The sequence below is a fragment of the Streptomyces sp. MGP-P1 genome (assembly GCF_057766565.1).
Map to the genome: position 1 here is coordinate 1,447,455 of NZ_JBYMEM010000001.1, position 20,570 is coordinate 1,468,024.

Here is a 20,570-nt window from a genome sequence, read left to right on the forward strand (position 1 = left end):
TCCTGGCCGGCCCTCCCGCCCGTTCAGGACCGCCACCGCCCGCCACGCCCCGAGGGAGCACCGAGTGACCCCCGCCGCCCTACCGGCACAGCGCCGACGCCCGCGCCGGGCCGCGCAGCTCGCGGTGCGGGAACTTCCGGATCCGGCCGCCCCGTCCGGCATCCGGCCGGCCCGTCCCGGCCGGGAGACGTCGTGAGAATCCTGCTGTGCCCGCTCAGCGACGGCGGCTACCTCTACCCGACCATCGCGGCCGGTCGTGAGCTCCGGCGGCGCGGCCATCACGTCAGCCTGCTGGGCAGGTCCGGCGTCGCGCCTGTCGCGGCCGACGCCGGGCTGCCGTTCGCGGCGACGGAGGACTTCGGCGAACGGCGCGCGTTCTCCGTCGCCTGGTGGGGCGCCTCCGCCATGGCGCAGTACCGCGCGACCGTGCGCGCCGCCCGCGCGGACCGGGCCGACCTGCTGATCACCTCCGTGCTGTGCCACGGCACCCTGCTCGCCGCCGAAGTGCTCGGCCTTCCCGTGGTGGTGGTCGGGCTCTCGGTCCACCTGTGGGACTACCGGGCGGGTGGGGACGACGAGCCTCCGCTGGGCAGGCCCCGGCGGAACCGGACCCGTGAGATGCGTCAGCAGTACGCCGACGTGCGCGAACAGGCCGGGCTGCCGGCGCGCGGCTCCCGGTGGGGGGACGACCCGCTGCCGGGCGACGCCCTGCTGCTGCGCGGCGACCCGGAGCTGGAGTACCCGGGCACCCAACTGCCCGACCGGGTCGTACACGTGGGGCCGCTGCGCTGGGAACCGACGCCCGGGCCCGGCGAGGTCGAAGCGGTCAGGGACCGGGTCGCGCGGTCCGGGAAGCCCCTGGTCTATGTCCACCTCGGGCGCGTGTTCGAGGGCGGCAGCCGGTGGCCCCATCTCAACGAGGCCTTCACCGGCGGGCGGTTCCAGGCCGTGGTGGAGCAGGGCCGCTCGCCGAGCCCCGAACCCGCCTCGGGAGCGGACATCCTGACGGTGCGCAAGCCATGGATGGGCCCGCTGATCGACCTGGCCGACCTGGTGCTGACCAGCGGCACCTCGGCCCCCGTACTGGCCGCCCTGCTGCGCGGCCGCCCCCTCGCGGCCTCGCCCAACGGCTCCGAGCAGCCACTGCTCACCGGTGCCTGCATGCGGGCCGGCGTGGGCGTTCACCTGCCGAAGCACGCACTGTCGGACTGGCCGGCGCTGCTGGACTCGGCGTGGCGGGACGACGCCCTGCGAGGCCGCGCCCGGGCGCTCGGCCGGAGGCTGGCCGCAGTGGACGGCGCCGCCCGTGCGGCCGACGTCGTCGAGCGGGTGGCCCAGCACTCCGCGATCCCGAAGGAGGACCATGACTACGCGAACGTCAGCCCCTGACGCGGACGGAGGGGCAGCCGCCGCCGAGGAGACCGTCGCGACCCTGGCTGCGGAAACGGGGCGGTGGCTGGGGCTCCACGCGGGCCGTCTCGACTCCCCGGCCGGCCGCGCCGCACTGCCCGTGACACCAAGGGTGAAGGCCCTCCTGCAACTCGGGCTGCTCCGCCGCTGCTGGCACAAGGTCACGCCGGACGACACCGCCCTGGAGCCCGTGCTCGCGGTCGTGGAACGCGCTTGGCGGCGACCGGAGTTCCCGCGCCTACTCGCACATTCCCCCGACAGCGCGCGGCCGTTCGGCCTGGTGTGGGCCGCCCTGGCACCGCGCGGGGCCGTCACCGACGCCCGACGCGACGTGTTCGAACGGCTCGCCGCCGACGGCTACCTGACGCCCCGCCGCAAGTCGCCCTACCTCCACCTGGGCACCAGGTTCTACGCCGAACTCGCGGGCTTCCAGCACGAACTGTCCTCGTACGACGAGCTGTACGCGTGCAGCATGCTGGCGCGCGCCGACGGCGCGCGGGTGGCCGAACTGGACGTCTGTCAGGTGACGGACACCGTGTTCTACCTCTCCGACTACGGCTTCCGCGACACCGGCCTGGACGCGGAGGCCCGGGAGCGGGCGTCGCACGTGGTGGAGCGGCTCACCGACCACTGCGTACGCGAGGACGCCTGGGAGTACGCGGCCAAGCTGCTGCTCGCCCAGCACTGTCTGGGCTTCGACCCACTCCGAACGCCTTCGGGGCAGGCTGCCCTCGGGATGCTCGCGGGGGCCCGGTCGCCGGACGGTTCCCTACCCGGCAAGACCGCCCGGGGACGGGCCCCGGCGTCCGCCCCTCCTCAGCAGTACTTCCGGTGGGCCTATCAACCGACGCTCGTCACGGCGCTGACGACGCTGCTGCTCGCCAACAGCCGCCGCCCCCACCCCGTTCCGACCACGGCACCACCCACAGCTCGGAGGACGCGATGAGCCTGCAACAGGTCCAACTCCCGGACGGAGCACGCCTCCTCGAAGGCAGGCGCAACTGGTGGTTCCTCGGCCGGGGCGGGGTCGTCCGCCTCGGCGGCCGGCACGTCACCCCCGAGGGGGACCTGCGGCCCGACACGGAGCACCGGCTGCGCGAGCGCGGCATGTTCGCCTCCCCGCCGGTCCGCTCGTACGCGCTGACCGTCCTCACCAGCACCAACTGCAACCTGGGCTGCGGATACTGCTTCCAGAACACCGCCCAGGACGCCACGGACAGCAGCCGCCCGCCCAGGATCGCCCGGACCCGACTCACCTCGGAGACCATCACCTCGATCCTCGGGTTCACCGAGCGGCAGATGGCCGCGGCCGAACTGGACAGACTGCGGATCCTCCTCTTCGGAGGGGAGCCCCTGCTCAACCCGCGCGGCTGCCTGGAGCTGCTGGAGCGCGCCGCAGGCATCGGGATGACGTCGGCCTGGATGATCTCCAACGCCACGCTGCTCTCCCCGCGGCTAGCACGGCAGCTCTCCGCCCTCGGTCTCGACTCCGTCCAGGTCACCTTCGACGGCGACCGCGCCGACCACGACCGCATCCGGGTCAACCGGGCCGACACCGGAGGCACTTTCGACAAGATCGTCCGCAACATCGTCGCGGCGGGCGAGGTCACGCCGATCCGGTGGACCCTGCGGGTCAACGTCTCCCAGGAGACCTTCGACGGCGTCGACGCGCTCATCGACCGGCTCGCGGCGCAGCTGGACCCCTCCCGGTGCGCGCTGTACTTCGCCCGGGTCGGCGACGTGGGCATCGGATACGCCAACGACCTGCTGCATACGGGCGAGCTCTCCGCCCACTTCACCCGGTGGCAGCGTCGCGCGCTCGAACTCGGCTTCCGGGTGAGTCGTCCGGGCGCCCGTCGGCCCTGCCTCACCTGCGGCCACACCGAAGGGCGCTACGGCGCGGTGATCAGCGCGGACGGGACCCTGGCCAGCTGCTGGGAGACCGCGGGCAAACCCGACTGGGAGGTCGGCACGGTGGCCGACGGGTACCAGCCCGCCGAGGCGACCCGCGACCGCTGGATCTCCTGCGAGGACCTCTACCGCTACGACGAGGACACCCGCGTCCTCACGCGGTTCCGCGACGACGTGGACGCCACCCTGCTCGACTACCTGGACGAGACGGAGCGCCTGTAGCCATGCCGTCATCTCTCGACCAGCTCTCCGCCGGCACGCTCGACTGGTTGGGAGCGAACCTGGACCACTTCGACCCGTACGCGGCCGACGCGGGGACGCCGACGCACCGGCAGACGAAGGCCGTGCTGGAACTGGCGCTGCTGTGCCACTGCTCGCCCCGGCACGGCGAATCCCACGACGAGCGGCTGGACGGGGCGACCGCTCTCCTGCGCAAGCTCTGGCAGCGCCCGGAGTTCCCGCGGCTCTTCGACGCCCACCCCCCTTCCGCCCCCACGTACGGACTGGCCTACGCCGCGCTCGCCCCCGACGGGATCGACGACACGCTGTGCCGGGCCACGCTCGCGCGGCTCGCTCCCGACTTCCTCTCACCGGTCGGCAAGTCGCCGCTCAAGCGCATGGAGATCCGCTTCTACGCGGACCAGGCGGGTGCGGACCACACCATCGAGCCGTACTCCGAACTCCTGGGACAGAGCCCGCTCGTCACCCTGACCGCCGCGGCGCCGGGGAGCGCGGAGAAGGAGGACGTCGTCACGGGAGACGCGGCACCGCTCACCGACTCCGAGGGATACTCCCTCACCCACGCCGCCTTCTTCCTCGGCGACTACGGGCGGACCGCGACCGGCCTGGACGGGGACGCCCTGGCACACGCGCGGGAGCTGGTCCGCCGGATGCTGGACCACTGCGTCGGGCAGGACCGGTGGGACCTCGCCGCCGAACTCGTCCTCACCCAGTTCATCCTGGGTCTCGAGCCGCTGCGCACCCCCTCGGGGGCCGCGGCCGTGGAGTGCCTGGTGCGGGCCCAGCGGTCCGACGGCGCGATCCCCGGGCGGTCGGCCGCGCTCATGGCGTCCCGGTCGGCCCCGGCCGGGGAGTTCTTCCGGAAGGCGTACCACACGACGCTGGTGACCGCTCTCATGACCCTGGTCCTCTCCTCGGGGAGGCCGTCATGGCACCGCGACTGACTCTCATCAGCCCCGACTTCACGCGGCTCTGGTTCGGGCAGGCCGTCTCGTCCATCGGTGACATGGTCTTCAGCACCACCCTGATGCTGTGGGTGGCCACCGTACTGGCGAAGGACGAGAGCTGGGCCCCGGCGGCGGTCAGCGGCGTCCTGGTGGCGGGCGGCACCGCCGTCCTCGTGGTCGGTCCGATCGCGGGCGTCTTCGTCGACCGCTGGGACAAACGCCGCACGATGCTCGGCACCGAAGTGCTGCGGGGCGGGCTGGTGGCCCTGTTGGCCATCGTCTCCTTCCTGCCGGCCGACGCACTGCCGGCCGGGGTGTGGCTCGCCCTCGTCTACGGCACCGTGCTGCTCCTGCACGCGGCCGCCCGGTTCTTCGCACCGGCCCGCTTCACGATCATCGCGGACCTGGTGACCGGAGACGCCGATCGCGCCAGGGCGGCCGGCATCACGCAGGCGACCAGTCAGACGGCGCTGATCGTCGGCCCTCCGCTCGCCGCACCACTGTTCTTCACGCTGGGCGTGCAGTGGGCCATGCTCTTCAACGCCCTCTCCTACCTGGTGTCGTACGTCGCCATCGCCTCGGTCCGGGTGGCCCCCGCCCCCGCCGAGAAGACACCGGTCGACGGGAGCGGCACGGGAAAGGCCGCCGGTCACCGGTCCGGCGTGCTGCGGGAGTTCGTGGCAGGCCTCCGCTTCTTCGGGCGCAGCAAGTTCCTGGTCGCGCTGCTGGTCTTCGCAGTGATCGGCCAGTTCGGGGTCGGTGCGCTGAACACGCTCAACATCTTCTTCACGACCGAGAACCTGGGCATGTCGGCCAAACTCTTCGGCTACGTCGGCATGGCCATCGGGGTGGGCGGCATCGTCGGCGCGCTGTGCGCCGGCCGGGTGGTGCAGTGGATCGGGGCGCGGCGGACGACGTGGGTCAGCCTGCTGGTGAGCGGCGCCCTGCTGGTCGCCTACTCCCGGCAGACCGGATTCGTCGGTGGCATCGCCCTGCTCGTCCTGTTCACCATTCCCCTCACCGTGCTGAACACCGCGATGGCCCCGCTGTTGCTCTCGGCGGCGTCCGCCGAGTACCGCGGGCGGGTGGTCGCCGTGTTCCAGCCGATGACGCAGCTGGCGGCGATGGTCGCGGCGGCGCTGTCCGGCTGGCTCGCCGGCACTCTGCTGCGGGACTTCGACGGCTCGGTGGCGGGCCTGCGGTTCGGCCCCATCGACACGATCATCGCCGTGGCCGGGCTCTGCATCCTGCTGTCCGGCCTCTACGCCCGCGGCGCCCTGCCCGACCCCGAGACCGCCGAGGACGGCGGACCCGGCGGAGGACCGGGCGGAGAGGAAACGCCCGGTGAGCCCGCCGGAGGAGCCGAGGCGGCGACCACTCGGCCCGACGCTGTCCGCATTCCCGCCCCACCACGACGAGGGAGCACCGAGTGACCTCCGCCGCCCGACCGGCACCGCACGAGTACCCCCGCACGGCCCGGCAGGACGTCGTGGACGAGGTGCACGGGGTGCCCGTCCCCGACCCGTACCGCTGGCTGGAGGACGCGAAGGCGGACGCGGTGATCCGCTGGGACGCCGAGCAGGAGGCCCTCTACGCGGCGGCGCGGGCGACCTGGCCCGGCCGGGAACGGTGGGAGGCGGAGGTGGCGGCGCTCACCGCCGTCGATCGCGCGACACCGCCCAAGGTCCGCGGCGGCAGGGTCTTCTGGCTGCGGCAGGACGCGGGCCAGGAGCATCCCGTGCTCATGGTGGCGGAGCCCGGGACGGATACGGGAGGGGAGACCGGGGCTGACACCGGGCGGGTGCTGCTGGACCCCCAGGTCCTCGATCCGTCCGGACGCACCGCACTCGACGCCTGGCAGCCGTCCCTGGAGGGCGATCTGCTGGCCTTCCAGGTCTCCCGGGACGGCACCGAGGACTCGCGGCTCCAGGTGATCGACGTGGCGACCGGGAAGGTCGTCGACGGGCCCGTGGACCGGGTGCGGAGGTCATCCGTCGCCTGGTTGCCCGGCGGCGAGGCGTTCTACTACGTCCGGCGGCTGGACCCGCGGCTGAACCCCGGCGAGGAGCAGTACCACCGCCGGGTCTGGCTGCACCGGGTCGGGACCCCGCCCGGCACCGACGCCCTGGTCTTCGGCGAGGGCCGGGACAGGACCCAGTTCTACAGTGTCTCCGGGTCCGCCGACGGCCGCTGGCTCGCGATCAGGGCCACGCTCGGCACCGGCCGCCGCACCGACCTCTACCTGGCCGACCTGACCGCGGGACCGCTGGAGCGGCCGCTGCTGGTGCCGGTCCAGGAGAACATCCCGGCCGCCACCCGGCTGCACGTGGCGCCCGGCACCGGCCCGCGGGACCCGGTGTGGCTGCGCACCGACCACGGCGCCGCTCGCGGCCACGTCGTCGCGTGCCCGCCGGACGCGCTGCACCGGGGCCCGGAGGCGTGGCGGGAGGTGGTCGCGGGACGTCCCGACGCGGTCCTCACCCACTTCGCGGTGGTCTCGGGACCCGAGCTCGACCACCCGCTCGGCCTGGCCGCCTGGACCCGCCACACGGTGGCGGAAGTGACCGTGCACGATCTGACGGACGGCAGGCAGGTGGCGTCGGTACCGCTGCCGGGCAGCGGCACCGTCGACGGCTTCGCGGCCGGGCCGGCCGGCAGCCACGAGGCCTGGTTCACCTACACCGACTTCGTGACGCCGACGCGCGTCCTGCGCTTCGACGGGCGGACGTGCCGCGCGACGCGCTGGGAGCACGGTGCCCGGCACGCGCCCGAGACCGCGGGGGCGGTCGCCCGGCAGGTCGCCTTCCCGTCCCGGGACGGGACGACGGTACGGATGTTCGTGATCTCCCCCACCGGCCGCCCGGACGTGCCGCGCCCGGCCCTGCTCACCGGATACGGCGGCTTCGGCCAGATCATGTCGCCCCGGTACCGGCCGCAGATCCTCGCCTGGGTCAGGGCGGGCGGCGTCTTCGCCTGGGCGGGGCTGCGCGGCGGCGGCGAGGAGGGCGAGGAGTGGCACCTCGCCGGCAGCGGGACCAACAAGCAGAACACCTTCGACGACTTCGCCGCCGCCTCCGACCACCTGCTGGCGGCCGGCTGGGCCGAGGAGCGCCGGGTCGCCGTCATGGGCTCCTCCAACGGCGGGCTGCTGGTCGGCGCGGCCCTGACCCAGGAGCCCGAGAAGTACGCCGCCGCGGTGTGCCGGGTCCCGCTCCTGGACATGGTCCGCTTCGAGGGGTCGGGGCTGGGGCCCAGCTGGGTGCCCGAGTACGGCAGTGTGCGCGACCCCGCGCAGGCGCGGACGCTGCTGGGCTACTCCCCGTACCACCGCGTCACGCCCGGCGTCAGCTACCCGGCGGTGCTGCTGGCCGCCTCGGACGGCGACACCCGGACCGATCCGCTCCACGCCCGCAAGATGTGCGCCGCTCTGCAACACGCCACGTCCGGAGCGGGGCCGGTCCTGCTGCGCCTGGAACGCGGCGTCGGGCACGGCGCCCGCGCCGTCTCGCGTGTGGTGGCGCTGGAGGCCGAGTGCCTGGCGTTCCTGGCCGGGCAGGTGGGGCTGCCGGCGCCGGGCGGGGCCGCTCCGTGAGGACCCGGCCCGGCACGGACGTCAGCGGCCCTCCTGGGCCCTGTCGTCAAACTCCCGTCTGCCCCGCGCGGCTGTGGGAGCGCCCGTACACGAAGTAGATGATCACGCCGAGGACCATCCAGGCGCCGAAGCGGACCCAGGTCTCCACCGGCAGGTTGAGCATCAGCCAGACCGACGCGGCCACCGAGGCGATCGGGAGCACCGGCACCCACGGGGTACGGAACGCGCGGGGCAGGTTCGGCTGGGTGCGGCGCAGGACCAGGACGCCGAGGGCGACGATGACGAACGCGAAGAGCGTGCCGATGTTCACCAGGGTGGCCAGCTCCTCGATGCTCGTGAACCCGGCGATGATCGCGATCAGCACGCCGAGCAGGATCGTCGGGCGGTAGGGGGTGCGGAAGCGCGGGTGCGTCTTGGAGAAGAAGCGCGGGAGCAGGCCGTCGCGGCTCATCGCGAAGAAGACCCGGGTCTGGCCGAGCAGCAGGATCATGCAGACCGTGGTGAGACCGACCGCCGCGCCGAAGCTGATCAGCCCGGCGTAGAAGGGGTGCCCGGTGGCCTTGAAGGCGTCGGCGAGCGGGGCGCTGACGGAGAGTTCGCGGTAGTTCTGCATACCGGTGACCACGATCGAGACCGCGACGTAGAGAACCGTGCAGATGATGAGCGAGCCGAGGATGCCGCGCGGCATGTCGCGCTGGGGCAGCTTGGTCTCCTCGGCCGCGGTGGCCACCACGTCGAAGCCGATGAAGGCGAAGAAGACGATGGAGGCGGCGGTGAAGATGCCCATGATGCCGAAGTTCGTGGGTTCGTAGCCGAACAGCAGCTGCACGAGCGGCGCGTCCCAGCCGGAGCCGGCGGGCTGCTTCTCGGCGGGCGGGATGAAGGGTTTGTAGTTCTCGGCCTTGATGAAGAAGGCTCCGGCGATGATCACCATGAGGACCACCGCGACCTTGATCGCCACCACGACCGAGGTGACCCGGGCGGACAGCTTCATGCCGACGACCAGGATGGCGGTCAGGACCAGCACCAGGGCGAAGGCCAGGATGTCGAAGCCGAATCCTTCCGCCACGTCCGTCCCCGAGAGGACTTCGGGCATCGTCCAGTCGACGTTGTCCATCAGTGAGCGGACGTAGCCGGACCAGCCGACGGCGACCACCGCGGTGCCCAGCGCGAACTCCAGCACCAGGTCCCAGCCGATGATCCAGGCCACCAGTTCGCCCAGCGCCGCGTAGGCGAAGGTGTAGGCGGAGCCGGCCACCGGGACGGTGGAGGCGAACTCGGCGTAGCAGAGCGCGGCCAGCGCGCACACGACGCCCGCCGCGGCGAACGCGATGGCGGTGGCGGGGCCCGCCGTCTCCTTGGCGACCTGTCCGGTGAGGACGAAGATGCCGGTGCCGATGATGACGCCGACGCCGAAGACCGTGAGGTCCAGGGCGGAGAGGGACTTCTTGAGCGCGTGTTCCGGCTCCTCGGTGTCCAGGATCGACTGTTCGACGGACTTGGTGCGGAACATGCCTTTTCCGCGGGGTGGTGTGACCTGCGCGCTCACCTGCGATACCTCCACGCATTCGTTGTGAACGCCATGATGGGGACCCTGTCGGACGCGAACGCGCCATCTGGCCCGTTTCATGCGAATGGGCCGGGAGAACCACCCGTACAGGGGTGGTTCTCCCGGCCCATGGCCGTACGAAGGTGACTGCGTCAGTCGCGCGCGGGCTCCACCGCGCGGCTCTCGAAGCGGCCGTCGAGCTTGGCGACCAGGCCGGTGACCTGCCGGGCGATGTCCGGCGCGGTCAGTCCGATCTCGGCCATGACCTCGCCGCGCGAGGCGTGGTCGAGGAAGACCGGCGGAATGCCGAAGTCGCGCAGGGGTACGTCGACGCCGGCGTCGCGCAGGGCCTGGGCGACGGCGGAGCCGACGCCTCCGGCGCGGCTGTTGTCCTCGACCGTGACGACGACGCGGTGACGCTCGGCGAGGGGGGCGAGCGCCTCGTCGACGGGCTTGACCCAGCGGGGGTCGACGACGGTGCTGGAGATGCCCTGGGCGTCCAGCAGATCGGCGATCTCCAGGCACATCGGGGCGAGCGCGCCGACCGAGACGATCAGGACGTCCGGGCGGGCGGCCTTCGGCTCCCGCAGGACGTCCATGCCGCCGACCCTGCCGACCGCCTTGACGGCGGGGCCGACCGCGCCCTTGGAGAAGCGGACCACGGTCGGCGCGTCGTCGACGGCGACGGCCTCCCGCAGCTGGGCGCGGACCTGGTCGGCGTCGCGCGGGGCGGCGATCCGGAGCGTGGGCACGCACTGGAGGATCGACATGTCCCACATGCCGTTGTGCGAGGCGCCGTCCGTGCCGGTGATGCCGGCCCGGTCCAGGACGAAGGTCACACCGCACTTGTGCAGGGCGACGTCCATCAGGACCTGGTCGAAGGCGCGGTTGAGGAAGGTGGCGTAGACCGCGAAGACCGGGTGGAGTCCGCCGGTGGCGAGGCCGGCGGCGGAGGCCGCGCCGTGCTGCTCGGCGATGCCGACGTCGTAGATCCGGTCCGGGAAGGCGGCCTCGAACTTGCCGAGGCCGACGGGCTGGAGCATGGCCGCGGTGATCGCGACGATGTCCTCGCGCTCCTCGCCGAGCTTGACCATCTCCTCGCCGAAGACGGAGGTCCAGTCGAGGCCGGAGGTGGCGATCGGCAGCCCGGTGTCCGGGTGGATCTTGCCCACCGCGTGGAAGCGGTCGGCCTCGTCCTGGAGGGCGGGGGTGTAGCCGCGGCCCTTCTCGGTGAGGCAGTGCACGATGACCGGGCCGCGGAAGCGCTTGGCGCGCTGGAGCGCGGATTCCAGGGCCTCGATGTCGTGGCCGTCGATCGGGCCGACGTACTTCAGGCCGAGGTCCTCGAACATGCCCTGCGGGGCGATGAAGTCCTTGAGGCCCTTCTTGGCGCCGTGCAGGGTCTCGTACAGCGGACGGCCGACGACGGGGGTGCGCTCCAGGATGTCCTTGCCGCGGGCCAGGAATCGTTCGTAGCCGTCGGTCGTACGGAGGGTGGCGAGGTGGTTGGCCAGGCCGCCGATCGTCGGGGCGTAGGAGCGCTCGTTGTCGTTGACGACGATGACGAGGGGGCGGTCCTTGGCGGCGGCGATGTTGTTCAGCGCCTCCCAGGCCATACCGCCGGTGAGCGCGCCGTCGCCGATGACCGCGACGACGTGGTCGTCCTTCTTCAGGACCTCGTTGGCCTTGGCGAGGCCGTCGGCCCAGCCGAGGACCCCGGAGGCGTGGCTGTTCTCGATGACGTCGTGGTCGGACTCGGCACGGGAGGGGTAGCCGGAGAGGCCGCCCTTGCTCTTGAGCCGGGAGAAGTCCTGGCGGCCGGTGAGCAGCTTGTGCACGTAGCTCTGGTGGCCGGTGTCCCAGAGCACCCGGTCCCGGGGCGATTCGAAGACCCGGTGCAGGGCGATGGTGAGCTCGACGACGCCGAGGTTGGGGCCGAGGTGTCCGCCGGTCTTGGAGACCGCGTCCACGAGGAAGGTGCGGATCTCCTCCGCGAGCTGGTCCAGCTCACCGAGGCTGAGCCGGTCCAGGTCGCGCGGTCCCTTGATGCGGGTCAGCAGATCCACCCGTGCCTCCTTGCGTTTGAGCTGATCGAGCGTGCCGATCCGATGAGTCTAATGTTCCGCTCGCGACGGCGGGCATCGGGCGGCCCTGTTCGAACACGGAACGCCGGACACGCGCAGGTGCCCGGCACCCCTGGGGGCACCGGGCACCTGCGCGGTTGTGCGGTCAGGCGCGGCCCGCGGTCTTCTGGGTCCTACGGGTGACGGAGTCGATGACGACCGTGGCGAGAAGCACGGCTCCCGTGACCATGTACTGGATCGGGGTGGCGATGCCCTCAAGCGACAAGCCGTACTGGATGGAGACGATCACCATGACGCCGAGCAGCGCGTTCCAGGTGCGTCCCCGGCCGCCGAAAAGGCTGGTGCCGCCGATGACGGCCGCCGCGATGACGTTCATCAGGAGGTCGCCGGTGCCGGAGCCCTGGTTGGCCGCCGCGATCTTGGAGGCCCAGAACAGGCCGCCGATCGCCGCGAAGGTCCCCGCGATGGAGAAGACGGAGACGCGGATCGCGGTGACGTTGATGCCGGCGCGCCGGGAGGCCTCGACGCTGCCGCCGAGCGCGAAGATCTTCCGCCCGTAGGCCGTACGGCGCAGCACGAAGTCCGTGCCGACCAGGACGATCAGGAAGAGGACCAGCGCGAGCGGCAGGCCGCGGTACTGGTTGAACATGTACGCGGCGGCGAAGCCGAACACGGCGATGACCGCGGTGCGCACGAGGATGTCGGCGAGCGGGCGGGCCGGGATGCCGGCCGCCTCGCGGCGGCGGGTGTCCAGGAAGGCGGCGGCGAAGTAGCCGACCACGGCGATGGCGGCGAGCCCGTAGGCGGCGGCGACGTCGGTGAAGTAGTACGTGGTCAGCTTGCCGACCACCCCGTCGCCGTCCAGGTTGATCGTGCCCGAGTCGCCGAGCAGCTGGAGCATGAAGCCGAGCCAGAACAGCAGGCCCGCCAGGGTGACGGCGAAGGCGGGCGCGCCGACCCGGGCGAAGAAGAAGCCGTGGATCGCGCCCATCACCGCGCCGCTGACGACGGCGACGAGGATCGCCAGCCATTCGTTCATGCCCTGGGTGACGCTGAGCACCGCGACGAGGGCGCCGGAGACACCGGAGACGGAGCCGACCGAGAGGTCGATCTCGCCGAGCAGCAGGACGAAGATGATGCCCACGGCCATCATGCCGGTGGCGACCATCGTGGTGGCGATGTCGCTGATGTTCTTCGCGGAGAGGAACTCGGAGTTCATGCTCTGGAAGACGATGGCGATGATCGCGAGGCCGACGATCACCGGGATCGAGCCCAGGTCGCCACCGCTGATCTTGCGCTTGAACTCGGTGACGTAGCCGCCGAGGCCCTGCTCGCGGATGAGCAGGCGGGGGTCGATCACCGTGGCGGCGCCCTCGGCCGCGTCCGGGTTGCCGACCGGCGGCGCGTCGGCCGGGGTGCCGGCCTTGTCCAGCGAGGTGGCGGACTTGTCGGTGGTCACTTGGAAACCTCCGCGTTGCGCGCCGCACGTCGGGTCACGGCGTTTTCCGTGGCGCCGGTGATGGCGGAGATGATCTCTTCCTGGGAGGTGGTCTTCACATCGAAGACACCGTTGTTCCGGCCCAGCCGGAGCACGGCGACCTTGTCGGCGACGGCCTTCACATCGGCCATGTTGTGGCTGATGAGGATGACCGCGTGGCCGCGCTCGCGCAGCCGCTCGACGAGGTCGAGGACCTGGGCGGTCTGCTCGACGCCGAGGGCGGCGGTCGGCTCGTCGAGGATCACGAGCCGGGGCTCGCCGAGCATCGACCGGGCGATGGCCACGGTCTGGCGCTGGCCGCCGGAGAGCGAGGCGATCGGGATGCGGACGCTCGGGATGCGGATGGAGAGCGTGGACAGCAGCTCGCGGGAGCGGCGCTCCATCTCCACCTCGTCCAGGATGCCGAACCTGCGCAGCTCCCGGCCGAGGTAGAGGTTGCCGACGACATCGATGTTGTCGCACAGCGCGAGGTCTTGGTAGACGGTCGCGACGCCGAGGTTCTGGGCGTCGTGCGGCTTGTCGATCCGCACGGTCCTGCCCTCCCACTCGATGACGCCGTCATCGATGGGGTGCACTCCGGCGATCGTCTTGACCAGCGTTGATTTACCGGCGCCGTTGTCGCCCACCAGGGCGACCACCTCACCGGCGTGGACCTCAAGCTCTACATCGGTGAGTACCTGGACGGCACCGAAGCGCTTGGAGACCCCTCGCAACGCCAACACGGGCGTAGCGGACACATGAACCATCTCCTTCGCCGCCTGACCGGCGGGGATGCCGCGCCCGGGGGAAGGCGCGGCGGTGTCGAGCACAGAGAGAAAACAGGGTGAAGCGTTCCGTCCGACGCCCCGCCCGGTAGCGGGACGGTTGATGTGCGGGGCGCCGGACAGGCTTCGTGGCGCGCGTACGGGCCGGGGTGCGGCGGGCACGCGCGCGGGCGGTGGGGCCGCCGGCGCCCTCGCGGGATCGCGGCGGGCGTCGCGGCGGGCGTCGCGGCGGGCGGGACCCGGCGGCTCGGGGGCGGGCCGGGTCCCGGGAGCCTACTTCAGACCGATCTCGTCGCAGGCGGCCTTGTACTTGGCCGAGCAGATCTCGTCCAGCGTCCAGATGCCGTCCTTGATGACGGTGTCCTTGATGTTGTCCTTGGTCAGCGAGACGACCGGGACGAGGACCGTCGGGATGCCCTTCTGGCTGGCGTTGTCGACCTTGGAGGTGGCGATGGAGTCGAGCTTCTCGCCCTTGGCGAGGGCGACGGCCATCTCCGCGGCGACGATGCCCTCGGCGGGGTAGGACTTGTAGACGCTCATGAACTGCTCACCGGTGACGATGCGCTGCACGCCCGCCAGCTCGGCGTCCTGGCCGGTGACCGGGGGGAGCGGCGAGAGACCGGCGCCCTTGAGGGCGGTGATGATGCCGCCCGCCATGCCGTCGTTGGCGGAGTAGACGCCGTCGATCTTGCCCTTGCCGAGCGCGGTGATCGCCGCTTCCATGTTGGCGTTGGCGTTCTCCGGCTTCCACTCCTTGGTGTCGTACTCCTTGCCGTACTTCACCTTGCCGTCGAGGACCGACTTGGCGCCCGACTTGAAGAGGGCGGCGTTCGGGTCGGTGATCGAGCCGTTCATCATCACGATCGTGCCGCCGTCGGCCTTGTCGCCCAGGGCCTCCAGCAGGGCGGTGCCCTGCACGCGGCCGACCTCCTCGTTGTCGAAGGAGGTGTAGGCGTCGATGGGGCCCTCGGCGAGGCGGTCGAAGGCGACGACCGGAATGCCCGCGTCCTTGGCCTTCTTGACGCTGTTCTCGATCGCCTTGGCGTCCACCGCGCCGATGATGAGCGCGTCGACCTTGTTGGTGATCATCGTGTCGATCTGCTGCGACTGGGTGGTCGCGTCCTGCTTGGCGTTGTTGTAGGTGACCTCGGCCTTGCCGTCGGTCAGCTCGCTGATCTTCTTCTCGATGATCGGCCGGTCGAACTTCTCGTAACGGGCCGTCTGGTTCTCGGGAAGGAGCAGACCTATCTTCAGGTCGTCGCCCTTCTTCTCCGATCCCTGTTCGGCCTTGTCACCGGACTCCTTGGCACTCCCGCAAGCGGCCAGCGAGACCGCCATCGTGGTGGCGGCAACGGCAACGGCGGCACGACGCATACGCGTGTTCATTCTCGAACCTCCCTGACGAGGCCGCGACGTTGCGGCCGAGGTGGCTGGAAGTCAACTCGGCCCCAGCGCCAGCGTCAAGGAGTAAATCCTTAACGAGATGACAACGGTGCCATTCGTTATCTAAGTGAAGGCAGGAGTCGCCGCGGGGAAGGTGCTCTCCAAAAGGGTTGAATCCCCCATCTCGCTGAGCACCAGGGCGAGTGCGCCCAGGACCTCGGCGCGCCCGCCGAGCGCGCCGGGCAGCACCGAGAGCTGCCGGGCGGCGCTGGGGATCGCGTAGCGCGACACGGAGTCCCGTATGGGGCCGAGGACCAGCTCCCCGGCCTCCGCCAGCGAGCCGCCGAGCACGACGCGGCTGGGGTTGAGCAGATTGCACAGGTTGGCCACGCCGCTGCCTATGTGGCGGCCCACGTCGCCGATCACCCGCCGGCATCCCGGATCGCCCTCCCGGGCCAGCTGGACCACCCGTTCCATGGTGAGCCCGGGGCCGTGGCTGGGCTGGAGCAGCGGCAGGACGTAGCGGGCGGCCGTGAAGGTCTCCAGGCAGCCGCGGTTGCCGCAGCGGCACACCGGGCCCGACTCGTCGAGCGTGATGTGCCCGATCTCGCCGGCCGTGCCGCCGGGGCCCCGGTAGATGGTCCCGTCGATCACCAGACCGGCGCCGACACCGCTGGCCACCTTGATGTAGGCCAGGTCCTTGACGCCCCGCCCGCTCCCCCAGACCAGCTCGCCCAGCGCCCCGAGATTGGCGTCGTTGTCGACGTACACGGGCACGCCGAGGCGGCCGGAGAGCTCCTCGCTGGGGTTGATGCCCGTCCAGCCCGGCAGGATCGAGGTGGAGCCCAGGGTGCCGGACTCGACGTCGATGGGGCCCGGCACGCCGAGACCGATGCCGATCACCTTGTCCGGGCCGATCCCCGTGGCCGCGATCAACCGCTTGACCAGCACTTCCGCCCGGTCGAAGCCCTCGGCGGACGAGGCGTCCACATCCAGCGGCTCGGACTCCTCGGCGAGCACCTGGTGGGCGAGGTTGCCGACGGCGACGCGCAGATGCGTATGGCCGAAGTCGACGCCGATGACGATGCCGGCGTCACCGCTGAGGGAGACGCTGCGGGCCCGCCGACCGCCCGCCGAGGTGGGGGTGACCTCGACCGTTCCGCCGTCCTTCAGCTCCCGGACGATATTGGAGACGGTGGCCGCGGAGAGCCCGGTGCTCCGGGCGATCTCCGCCTGGGTGAGCGATCCTGCCATCCGTACGGCGCGTACGACCCGCTCCAGATTGGCCCTGTGCAGCGATGTCTGCGACCCGGGAGTCTCCATCGACTCATCCACTCCTGCCCTTGGCGGGCGGTCCTGAAGACCGCCCCGGCCGGGGCCGCAGCGATGAGACCCCGGCTTCCTCCAACATGTGAACTCCAAGCTGACCGTTTGGGGGTACCTCCCGTCAAGACCTGAGCACGGGCACACCCACAACGGCCCGGTGCCCCGGCGGAGGGTTTCCACCGGGGCACCGGGCCGTACGCGCGTCGCGGGCTACTTCAGGGCGCCCGCCGTCAGGCCGGAGACGACCTGGCGCTGGAAGATGATGTACGCCGCCAGCACGGGCAGCATCGCGATCACCAGGCCGGCGAAGAGGCCGGAGTAATCGCCCTTGTAGCCCTGGCTGGAGGCCAGCTCCACCAGGCCCTGGGCCAGCACCCGCTTCTCCGGGTCGGTGTTCAGCACCGTCGGCAGCATGTACTGGTTCCACTGCCCCAGGAAGTTGAAGATGCCGACGCTGATCAGGCCGGGCTTGGCCATCGGCAGCATGACCTGGAAGAACGTGCGGGTGTGCGAGGCCCCGTCGATGATCGACGCCTCCGCCACCGAGGTCGGCAGCGTACGGAAGAACGAGGTCAGGAAGAACACGGTGAACGGCAGCGAGTACGCGATGTACACGAGGATCAGGCCGTGGATCGTGTTCAGCAGCCCCATGTTGTCCATGACGTAGAACAGCGGGACCAGCGCCAGCATGATCGGGAAGCTCATGCCGCCGACGAACAGGAAGTAGATGAACCGGTTGCCCGGGAACTCGAAGCGGGCGAGCACATAGGCGGCCATGGACCCGAGGACCAGGGTGCCCGTGAGCGACCCGCCCACCACCAGGACGGTGTTCAGGAAGTACTCGCTCATGTGGGCCTGGCTCCAGGCCCGGCCCCAGCTGTCGAAGTTCAGCGAACTGGGCAGCGACCACGGGGTGTTGAAGATGTCCGAGTCGGTCTTGAACGAAGACATCACCGCCCAGAACAGCGGCAGGACGACCATGATCGCCCACAGGATCAGCATCCCGTGCGAGAAGACGTTGAGGACTTGGCCCTCGCTCTTCTTCGCGGGGGCCGACGAGCCCTTGCCCACCGGCCCGGTGCGCTGGGCCGGAACCTTCGCCGCTTCGGCGTCGGAGGGGGACCCGGAGGGCCCGGGGGGAGGGGTGTCAGTGGTCTTCATCAGAACTCCAGCCGCTCGCGCCGGCCGACCCGCATGACGATGGCGGCGAACGCCAGCGTCACGAGGAGCAGGGCGACACCGATCGTGGTCGCGTAGCCCGCCTGTCCGTCACGGAACGCCGACTGGTACACGTACAGCGGCAGGACGGTGGTCGAGTAGTCGGGCCCGCCGGGACCGACGCTCATGATGTGGACGATCGCGAAGCCCTCGGCGCCGAGCGCCAGGATGCCCATGTAGACCCAGCCGGACTGGACCGTGTCCCACAGCAGGGGCAGCGTGATCCGGAAGAAGGTCGTGAAGCGGCTCGCCCCGTCCAGCAGGGCGGCTTCGTAGAAGTCCTTGGGGATGGAGGCCATGCCCGCGGAGAACAGCACCACGAAGAAGCCGGTCGTGCACCAGACGAGGACCGCCATGATGACCCACAGGGCCAGCTGCGGATCGCCCAGCCAGTTCGGCACGTCGTCGAAGCCGACGGCCTTGAGCGTGCCGTTGATCATGCCCTGGGCCGGGTCGAAGGCGAACTGGAACAGGATGGCCACGATCGCGATCGAGAGCACCTGCGGGAAGAAGTACGCGATCTTGTAGAAGCCCGAGCCCCGTACGCCGGCGATGGCGGCGCCCTTGCGGCGCCGCCCGCCCACGTTGAGCATGAAGGCGAAGAAGAGCGCGAGACCCAGCGTCACCAGCGGCAGCAGAACGGCCAGCAGCACGCTGTGCTGCAGCGATTTCCAGAAGATGTCGTCATCGAGCATCTTGGTGTAGTTGTCGAACCCGACCATCTTGAAGTCGGGGCTCAACCCCGTCCAGTCCGTGAACGAGTAGTAGATGGACTGGATGAAGGGCCAGATGACGAAGATGACGTACAACGCCATCGGGACCACCAAGAACCCGATTATGAACCGGTATTTACCGTGTTGCATCGTTACCGACTCCGACCTTCCCGTGCTGCCCGCCGCTGGTGACGCGTGGTCACTGGTGCTTGAAGTGCTTGATGGACTGGTCCTTGGCGGTCGCGTCGGCGAAGGCCTGGATCTTCTTGATGGTCTCGGCCGGCTTGGCGCGGCCGGCCATCATCTCGCCGATCGCGGCGACGCCGATCTGCTCCTTCTGGAGCTTCACGTACCAGTCCTGCAGGCGCGGGTTGACCACGTTGGTGCCGGCCTTCTCCAGCGCGGCGACACCGGACTTCAGGCCGTCGGACAGCTCGATGCCGTCCGTGCCGCCGTTGAAGGCGGAGAGCGACTTGGTGCTGGTGGTGAAGGACTTGGAGGAGGCCTCGCTGAGCATGATGCGCAGCTGCTCCATGCCGCCCGCGGGGTTCTTCGCCTTGCTCGGGACGATGAACGGCTCGCCGCCGGACGCCCAGATGGTGCCGAAGGGCAGCTTGTCCGAGGAGTCGAGGCTGGAGGGAGCGCCCACGGACAGCTTGAAGTCCTTGGGGATGATCGCCGCTTCCTCGTTCTCGACCCAGGAGCCGTTCGGGATGAACAGCGCCTTGCCGCGGGCCCACGCGCCCTGGGAGCCGCGGTGGTCCAGGCCGGGGGTGCCCTCCAGGATGTAGTCGTTGGCGACGAGCTCGTAGTACGCCTCGAAGGCCGCCTTGACCGCGGGGTGCTCCCAGGCCTTCGGCTCCAGGTTGTCGATCGCGTCGAGGACCTCGACGCCGCCGATCTTGCCGATGAAGGGGTACAGCGAGAAGGGGATGTAGTAGGGGTGCTTGCCGGGGTAGGTCCAGCCGGCGATGCCCTCCTTCTTCGCCTTCTTGCAGAGCGCGAGCATCTCGTCCCAGGTCTCCGGGTACGCGGAGTCGAGCTTCTCCAGCGCGGTCTGCGAGTACCAGACGCCGTAGACCGTGTACGCGTAGTACATGATCCAGACCGGGTCGCCGTCGAACTGGCCCATCTCGATGATGCCCGGCCGCAGGGTGTCGCGGACCTTCTTGGCGGGGTCGTCGATGGAGGGGGCGTCGAGCAGCGGGGTCAGGTCGGTGAGCTGCTTCTTGCCGACCAGGACGCCCATGTCCATCTGCTGGGCGCCGGAGTTGTCGATCAGGTCCGGCGGGGTACCACCGTTGAACCGCGGCTGAAGAACCGACTGGATCTTCTGCGTCGCGGAGAACTTGACCTTCGCCTCGGGATAGGTCTTCTCGTAGACGGCTTTGGCGTCCTCGGCGTACTTGGTGCCGAAGCCACCGTCGAAGATGACGATCTCCAGCGGCGCGCTGCCGTTGACGGCCAGCGGGTTCTTCTCGGTCTTTTCGCCCTTTTCGACCTTGTCGTCGCTGCTGCTGTCGCCGCTCGCGCAGGCGGACAGGAAGCTCATCGTCGGAACAGCGATCAGGCCGAGTGCGGCAGAACGCTTGATCAGATCGCGACGGCCAAGGCCCTCATTGTTGTGGGCGGAGGTGGATCCCATGCTCAAGTCCTCGCCTTCTCCAGGACTCAGGCGGTGTACCGGTCACCCGTCGAGAATTCGCCTCAGGCGAAGGGCCCCGCCACCGCGGTCAGTTGCGCTTGGGTCATGCGGATATGCAGATGTGCGGATGTACCGGACGGGCCGGTGCAGTGGGGATGTCGGGAGACCGTACAGCGAGGACACCCCTGGCGTCCTCGCAACCGTCCCTGTTTCCCCCGCGCGCACGTCCGCGTGAAAGCGGCCGTGCAGGTGCCGACAGGTATAGTCCACTTGTCGCCGACTGAGCAAGA

General features: G+C 70.5%; 15 protein-coding genes. 6 read left to right on the forward strand and 9 right to left on the reverse strand.

The window, feature by feature from the left end; translation table 11 throughout:
* Nucleotides 1-192 precede the first annotated feature (192 nt).
* Genes AC3CH1_RS06425 through AC3CH1_RS06450 form a run of 6 tightly spaced genes read left to right on the forward strand, consistent with a single transcriptional unit; the run spans nucleotide 193 to nucleotide 8,100 of the window.
* Entirely contained in the window at nucleotides 193-1,389 is a 1,197-nt protein-coding gene (locus AC3CH1_RS06425; RefSeq protein WP_488461972.1) for a glycosyltransferase, read from the forward strand.
* Nucleotides 1,364-2,356, forward strand: coding sequence for a DUF6895 family protein (locus AC3CH1_RS06430; protein ID WP_488461973.1), 993 nt, complete (start codon nucleotides 1,364-1,366; stop codon nucleotides 2,354-2,356). Before AC3CH1_RS06425 ends, AC3CH1_RS06430 begins: the two co-directional genes overlap by 26 nt.
* The gene (locus AC3CH1_RS06435) at nucleotides 2,353-3,543 is read left to right on the forward strand and encodes a radical SAM protein (protein ID WP_488461974.1); all 1,191 of its coding nucleotides are present in this window, start codon (nucleotides 2,353-2,355) and stop codon (nucleotides 3,541-3,543) included. The genes AC3CH1_RS06430 and AC3CH1_RS06435 overlap by 4 nt, the downstream gene beginning before the upstream one ends.
* A 2-nt stretch (nucleotides 3,544-3,545) precedes the next feature.
* Nucleotides 3,546-4,505: a DUF6895 family protein gene (locus tag AC3CH1_RS06440; protein WP_488461975.1), complete on the forward strand. Its 960-nt coding sequence runs from the start codon at nucleotides 3,546-3,548 to the stop codon at nucleotides 4,503-4,505.
* A complete protein-coding gene (locus tag AC3CH1_RS06445) occupies nucleotides 4,490-5,941 on the forward strand; it encodes an MFS transporter (protein WP_488461976.1) in 1,452 nt (483 codons plus the stop codon). Before AC3CH1_RS06440 ends, AC3CH1_RS06445 begins: the two co-directional genes overlap by 16 nt.
* Nucleotides 5,938-8,100 carry a prolyl oligopeptidase family serine peptidase gene (locus tag AC3CH1_RS06450; protein ID WP_488461977.1) on the forward strand — a complete coding sequence of 721 codons (2,163 nt, stop codon included), beginning with the start codon at nucleotides 5,938-5,940 and terminating at the stop codon, nucleotides 8,098-8,100. Before AC3CH1_RS06445 ends, AC3CH1_RS06450 begins: the two co-directional genes overlap by 4 nt.
* Before the next feature lie 46 nt (nucleotides 8,101-8,146).
* Here the strand turns inward: AC3CH1_RS06450 and AC3CH1_RS06455 are convergent, their stop codons facing one another.
* From AC3CH1_RS06455 to ngcE, 9 genes are all read right to left on the reverse strand, one after another.
* Nucleotides 8,147-9,613, reverse strand: coding sequence for an amino acid permease (locus AC3CH1_RS06455; protein WP_488461978.1), 1,467 nt, complete (start codon nucleotides 9,611-9,613; stop codon nucleotides 8,147-8,149).
* 188 nt (nucleotides 9,614-9,801) lie between these two features.
* Nucleotides 9,802-11,715 (reverse strand): 1-deoxy-D-xylulose-5-phosphate synthase, encoded by a 1,914-nt coding sequence (gene dxs / locus AC3CH1_RS06460; protein WP_265598548.1) that lies wholly within the window; start codon nucleotides 11,713-11,715, stop codon nucleotides 9,802-9,804.
* A gap of 163 nt (nucleotides 11,716-11,878) precedes the next feature.
* Nucleotides 11,879-13,192, reverse strand: a complete 1,314-nt coding sequence (locus AC3CH1_RS06465) for a sugar ABC transporter permease (RefSeq protein WP_488461979.1) — start codon at nucleotides 13,190-13,192, stop codon at nucleotides 11,879-11,881.
* The gene (locus tag AC3CH1_RS06470) at nucleotides 13,189-13,977 is read right to left on the reverse strand and encodes an ATP-binding cassette domain-containing protein (protein WP_361871247.1); all 789 of its coding nucleotides are present in this window, start codon (nucleotides 13,975-13,977) and stop codon (nucleotides 13,189-13,191) included. The genes AC3CH1_RS06465 and AC3CH1_RS06470 overlap by 4 nt, the downstream gene beginning before the upstream one ends.
* A gap of 291 nt (nucleotides 13,978-14,268) precedes the next feature.
* A complete protein-coding gene (locus tag AC3CH1_RS06475; RefSeq protein WP_488461980.1) occupies nucleotides 14,269-15,381 on the reverse strand; it encodes a sugar ABC transporter substrate-binding protein in 1,113 nt (370 codons plus the stop codon).
* A gap of 120 nt (nucleotides 15,382-15,501) precedes the next feature.
* Nucleotides 15,502-16,701, reverse strand: a complete 1,200-nt coding sequence (locus AC3CH1_RS06480) for an ROK family transcriptional regulator (RefSeq protein ID WP_097866871.1) — start codon at nucleotides 16,699-16,701, stop codon at nucleotides 15,502-15,504.
* 213 nt (nucleotides 16,702-16,914) lie between these two features.
* Nucleotides 16,915-17,865 carry a carbohydrate ABC transporter permease gene (locus AC3CH1_RS06485; protein WP_488461981.1) on the reverse strand — a complete coding sequence of 317 codons (951 nt, stop codon included), beginning with the start codon at nucleotides 17,863-17,865 and terminating at the stop codon, nucleotides 16,915-16,917.
* On the reverse strand, nucleotides 17,865-18,785 hold the full coding sequence (locus AC3CH1_RS06490) for a carbohydrate ABC transporter permease (RefSeq protein ID WP_361871258.1): 921 nt from the start codon (nucleotides 18,783-18,785) through the stop codon (nucleotides 17,865-17,867). Before AC3CH1_RS06490 ends, AC3CH1_RS06485 begins: the two co-directional genes overlap by 1 nt.
* A gap of 49 nt (nucleotides 18,786-18,834) precedes the next feature.
* A complete protein-coding gene (ngcE, locus tag AC3CH1_RS06495; RefSeq protein ID WP_488461982.1) occupies nucleotides 18,835-20,280 on the reverse strand; it encodes an N-acetylglucosamine/diacetylchitobiose ABC transporter substrate-binding protein in 1,446 nt (481 codons plus the stop codon).
* Between the last annotated feature and the right edge of the window lie 290 nt (nucleotides 20,281-20,570).

Excerpts from the sequence above, each read along its gene's own strand:
- AC3CH1_RS06470 (WP_361871247.1), bottom strand. The coding sequence starts at position 13,977 with ATGGTTCATGTGTCCGCTACGCCCGTGTTGGCGTTGCGAGGGGTCTCC.
- AC3CH1_RS06490 (WP_361871258.1), bottom strand. The coding sequence starts at position 18,785 with ATGCAACACGGTAAATACCGGTTCATAATCGGGTTCTTGGTGGTCCCG.
- AC3CH1_RS06475 (WP_488461980.1), bottom strand. The coding sequence starts at position 15,381 with ATGAACACGCGTATGCGTCGTGCCGCCGTTGCCGTTGCCGCCACCACG.
- AC3CH1_RS06440 (WP_488461975.1), top strand. The coding sequence starts at position 3,546 with ATGCCGTCATCTCTCGACCAGCTCTCCGCCGGCACGCTCGACTGGTTG.
- AC3CH1_RS06435 (WP_488461974.1), top strand. The coding sequence starts at position 2,353 with ATGAGCCTGCAACAGGTCCAACTCCCGGACGGAGCACGCCTCCTCGAA.
- AC3CH1_RS06455 (WP_488461978.1), bottom strand. The coding sequence starts at position 9,613 with ATGTTCCGCACCAAGTCCGTCGAACAGTCGATCCTGGACACCGAGGAG.
- AC3CH1_RS06480 (WP_097866871.1), bottom strand. The coding sequence starts at position 16,701 with ATGGAGACTCCCGGGTCGCAGACATCGCTGCACAGGGCCAATCTGGAG.
- AC3CH1_RS06430 (WP_488461973.1), top strand. The coding sequence starts at position 1,364 with ATGACTACGCGAACGTCAGCCCCTGACGCGGACGGAGGGGCAGCCGCC.
- ngcE (WP_488461982.1), bottom strand. The coding sequence starts at position 20,280 with ATGGGATCCACCTCCGCCCACAACAATGAGGGCCTTGGCCGTCGCGAT.
- AC3CH1_RS06445 (WP_488461976.1), top strand. The coding sequence starts at position 4,490 with ATGGCACCGCGACTGACTCTCATCAGCCCCGACTTCACGCGGCTCTGG.
- AC3CH1_RS06485 (WP_488461981.1), bottom strand. The coding sequence starts at position 17,865 with ATGAAGACCACTGACACCCCTCCCCCCGGGCCCTCCGGGTCCCCCTCC.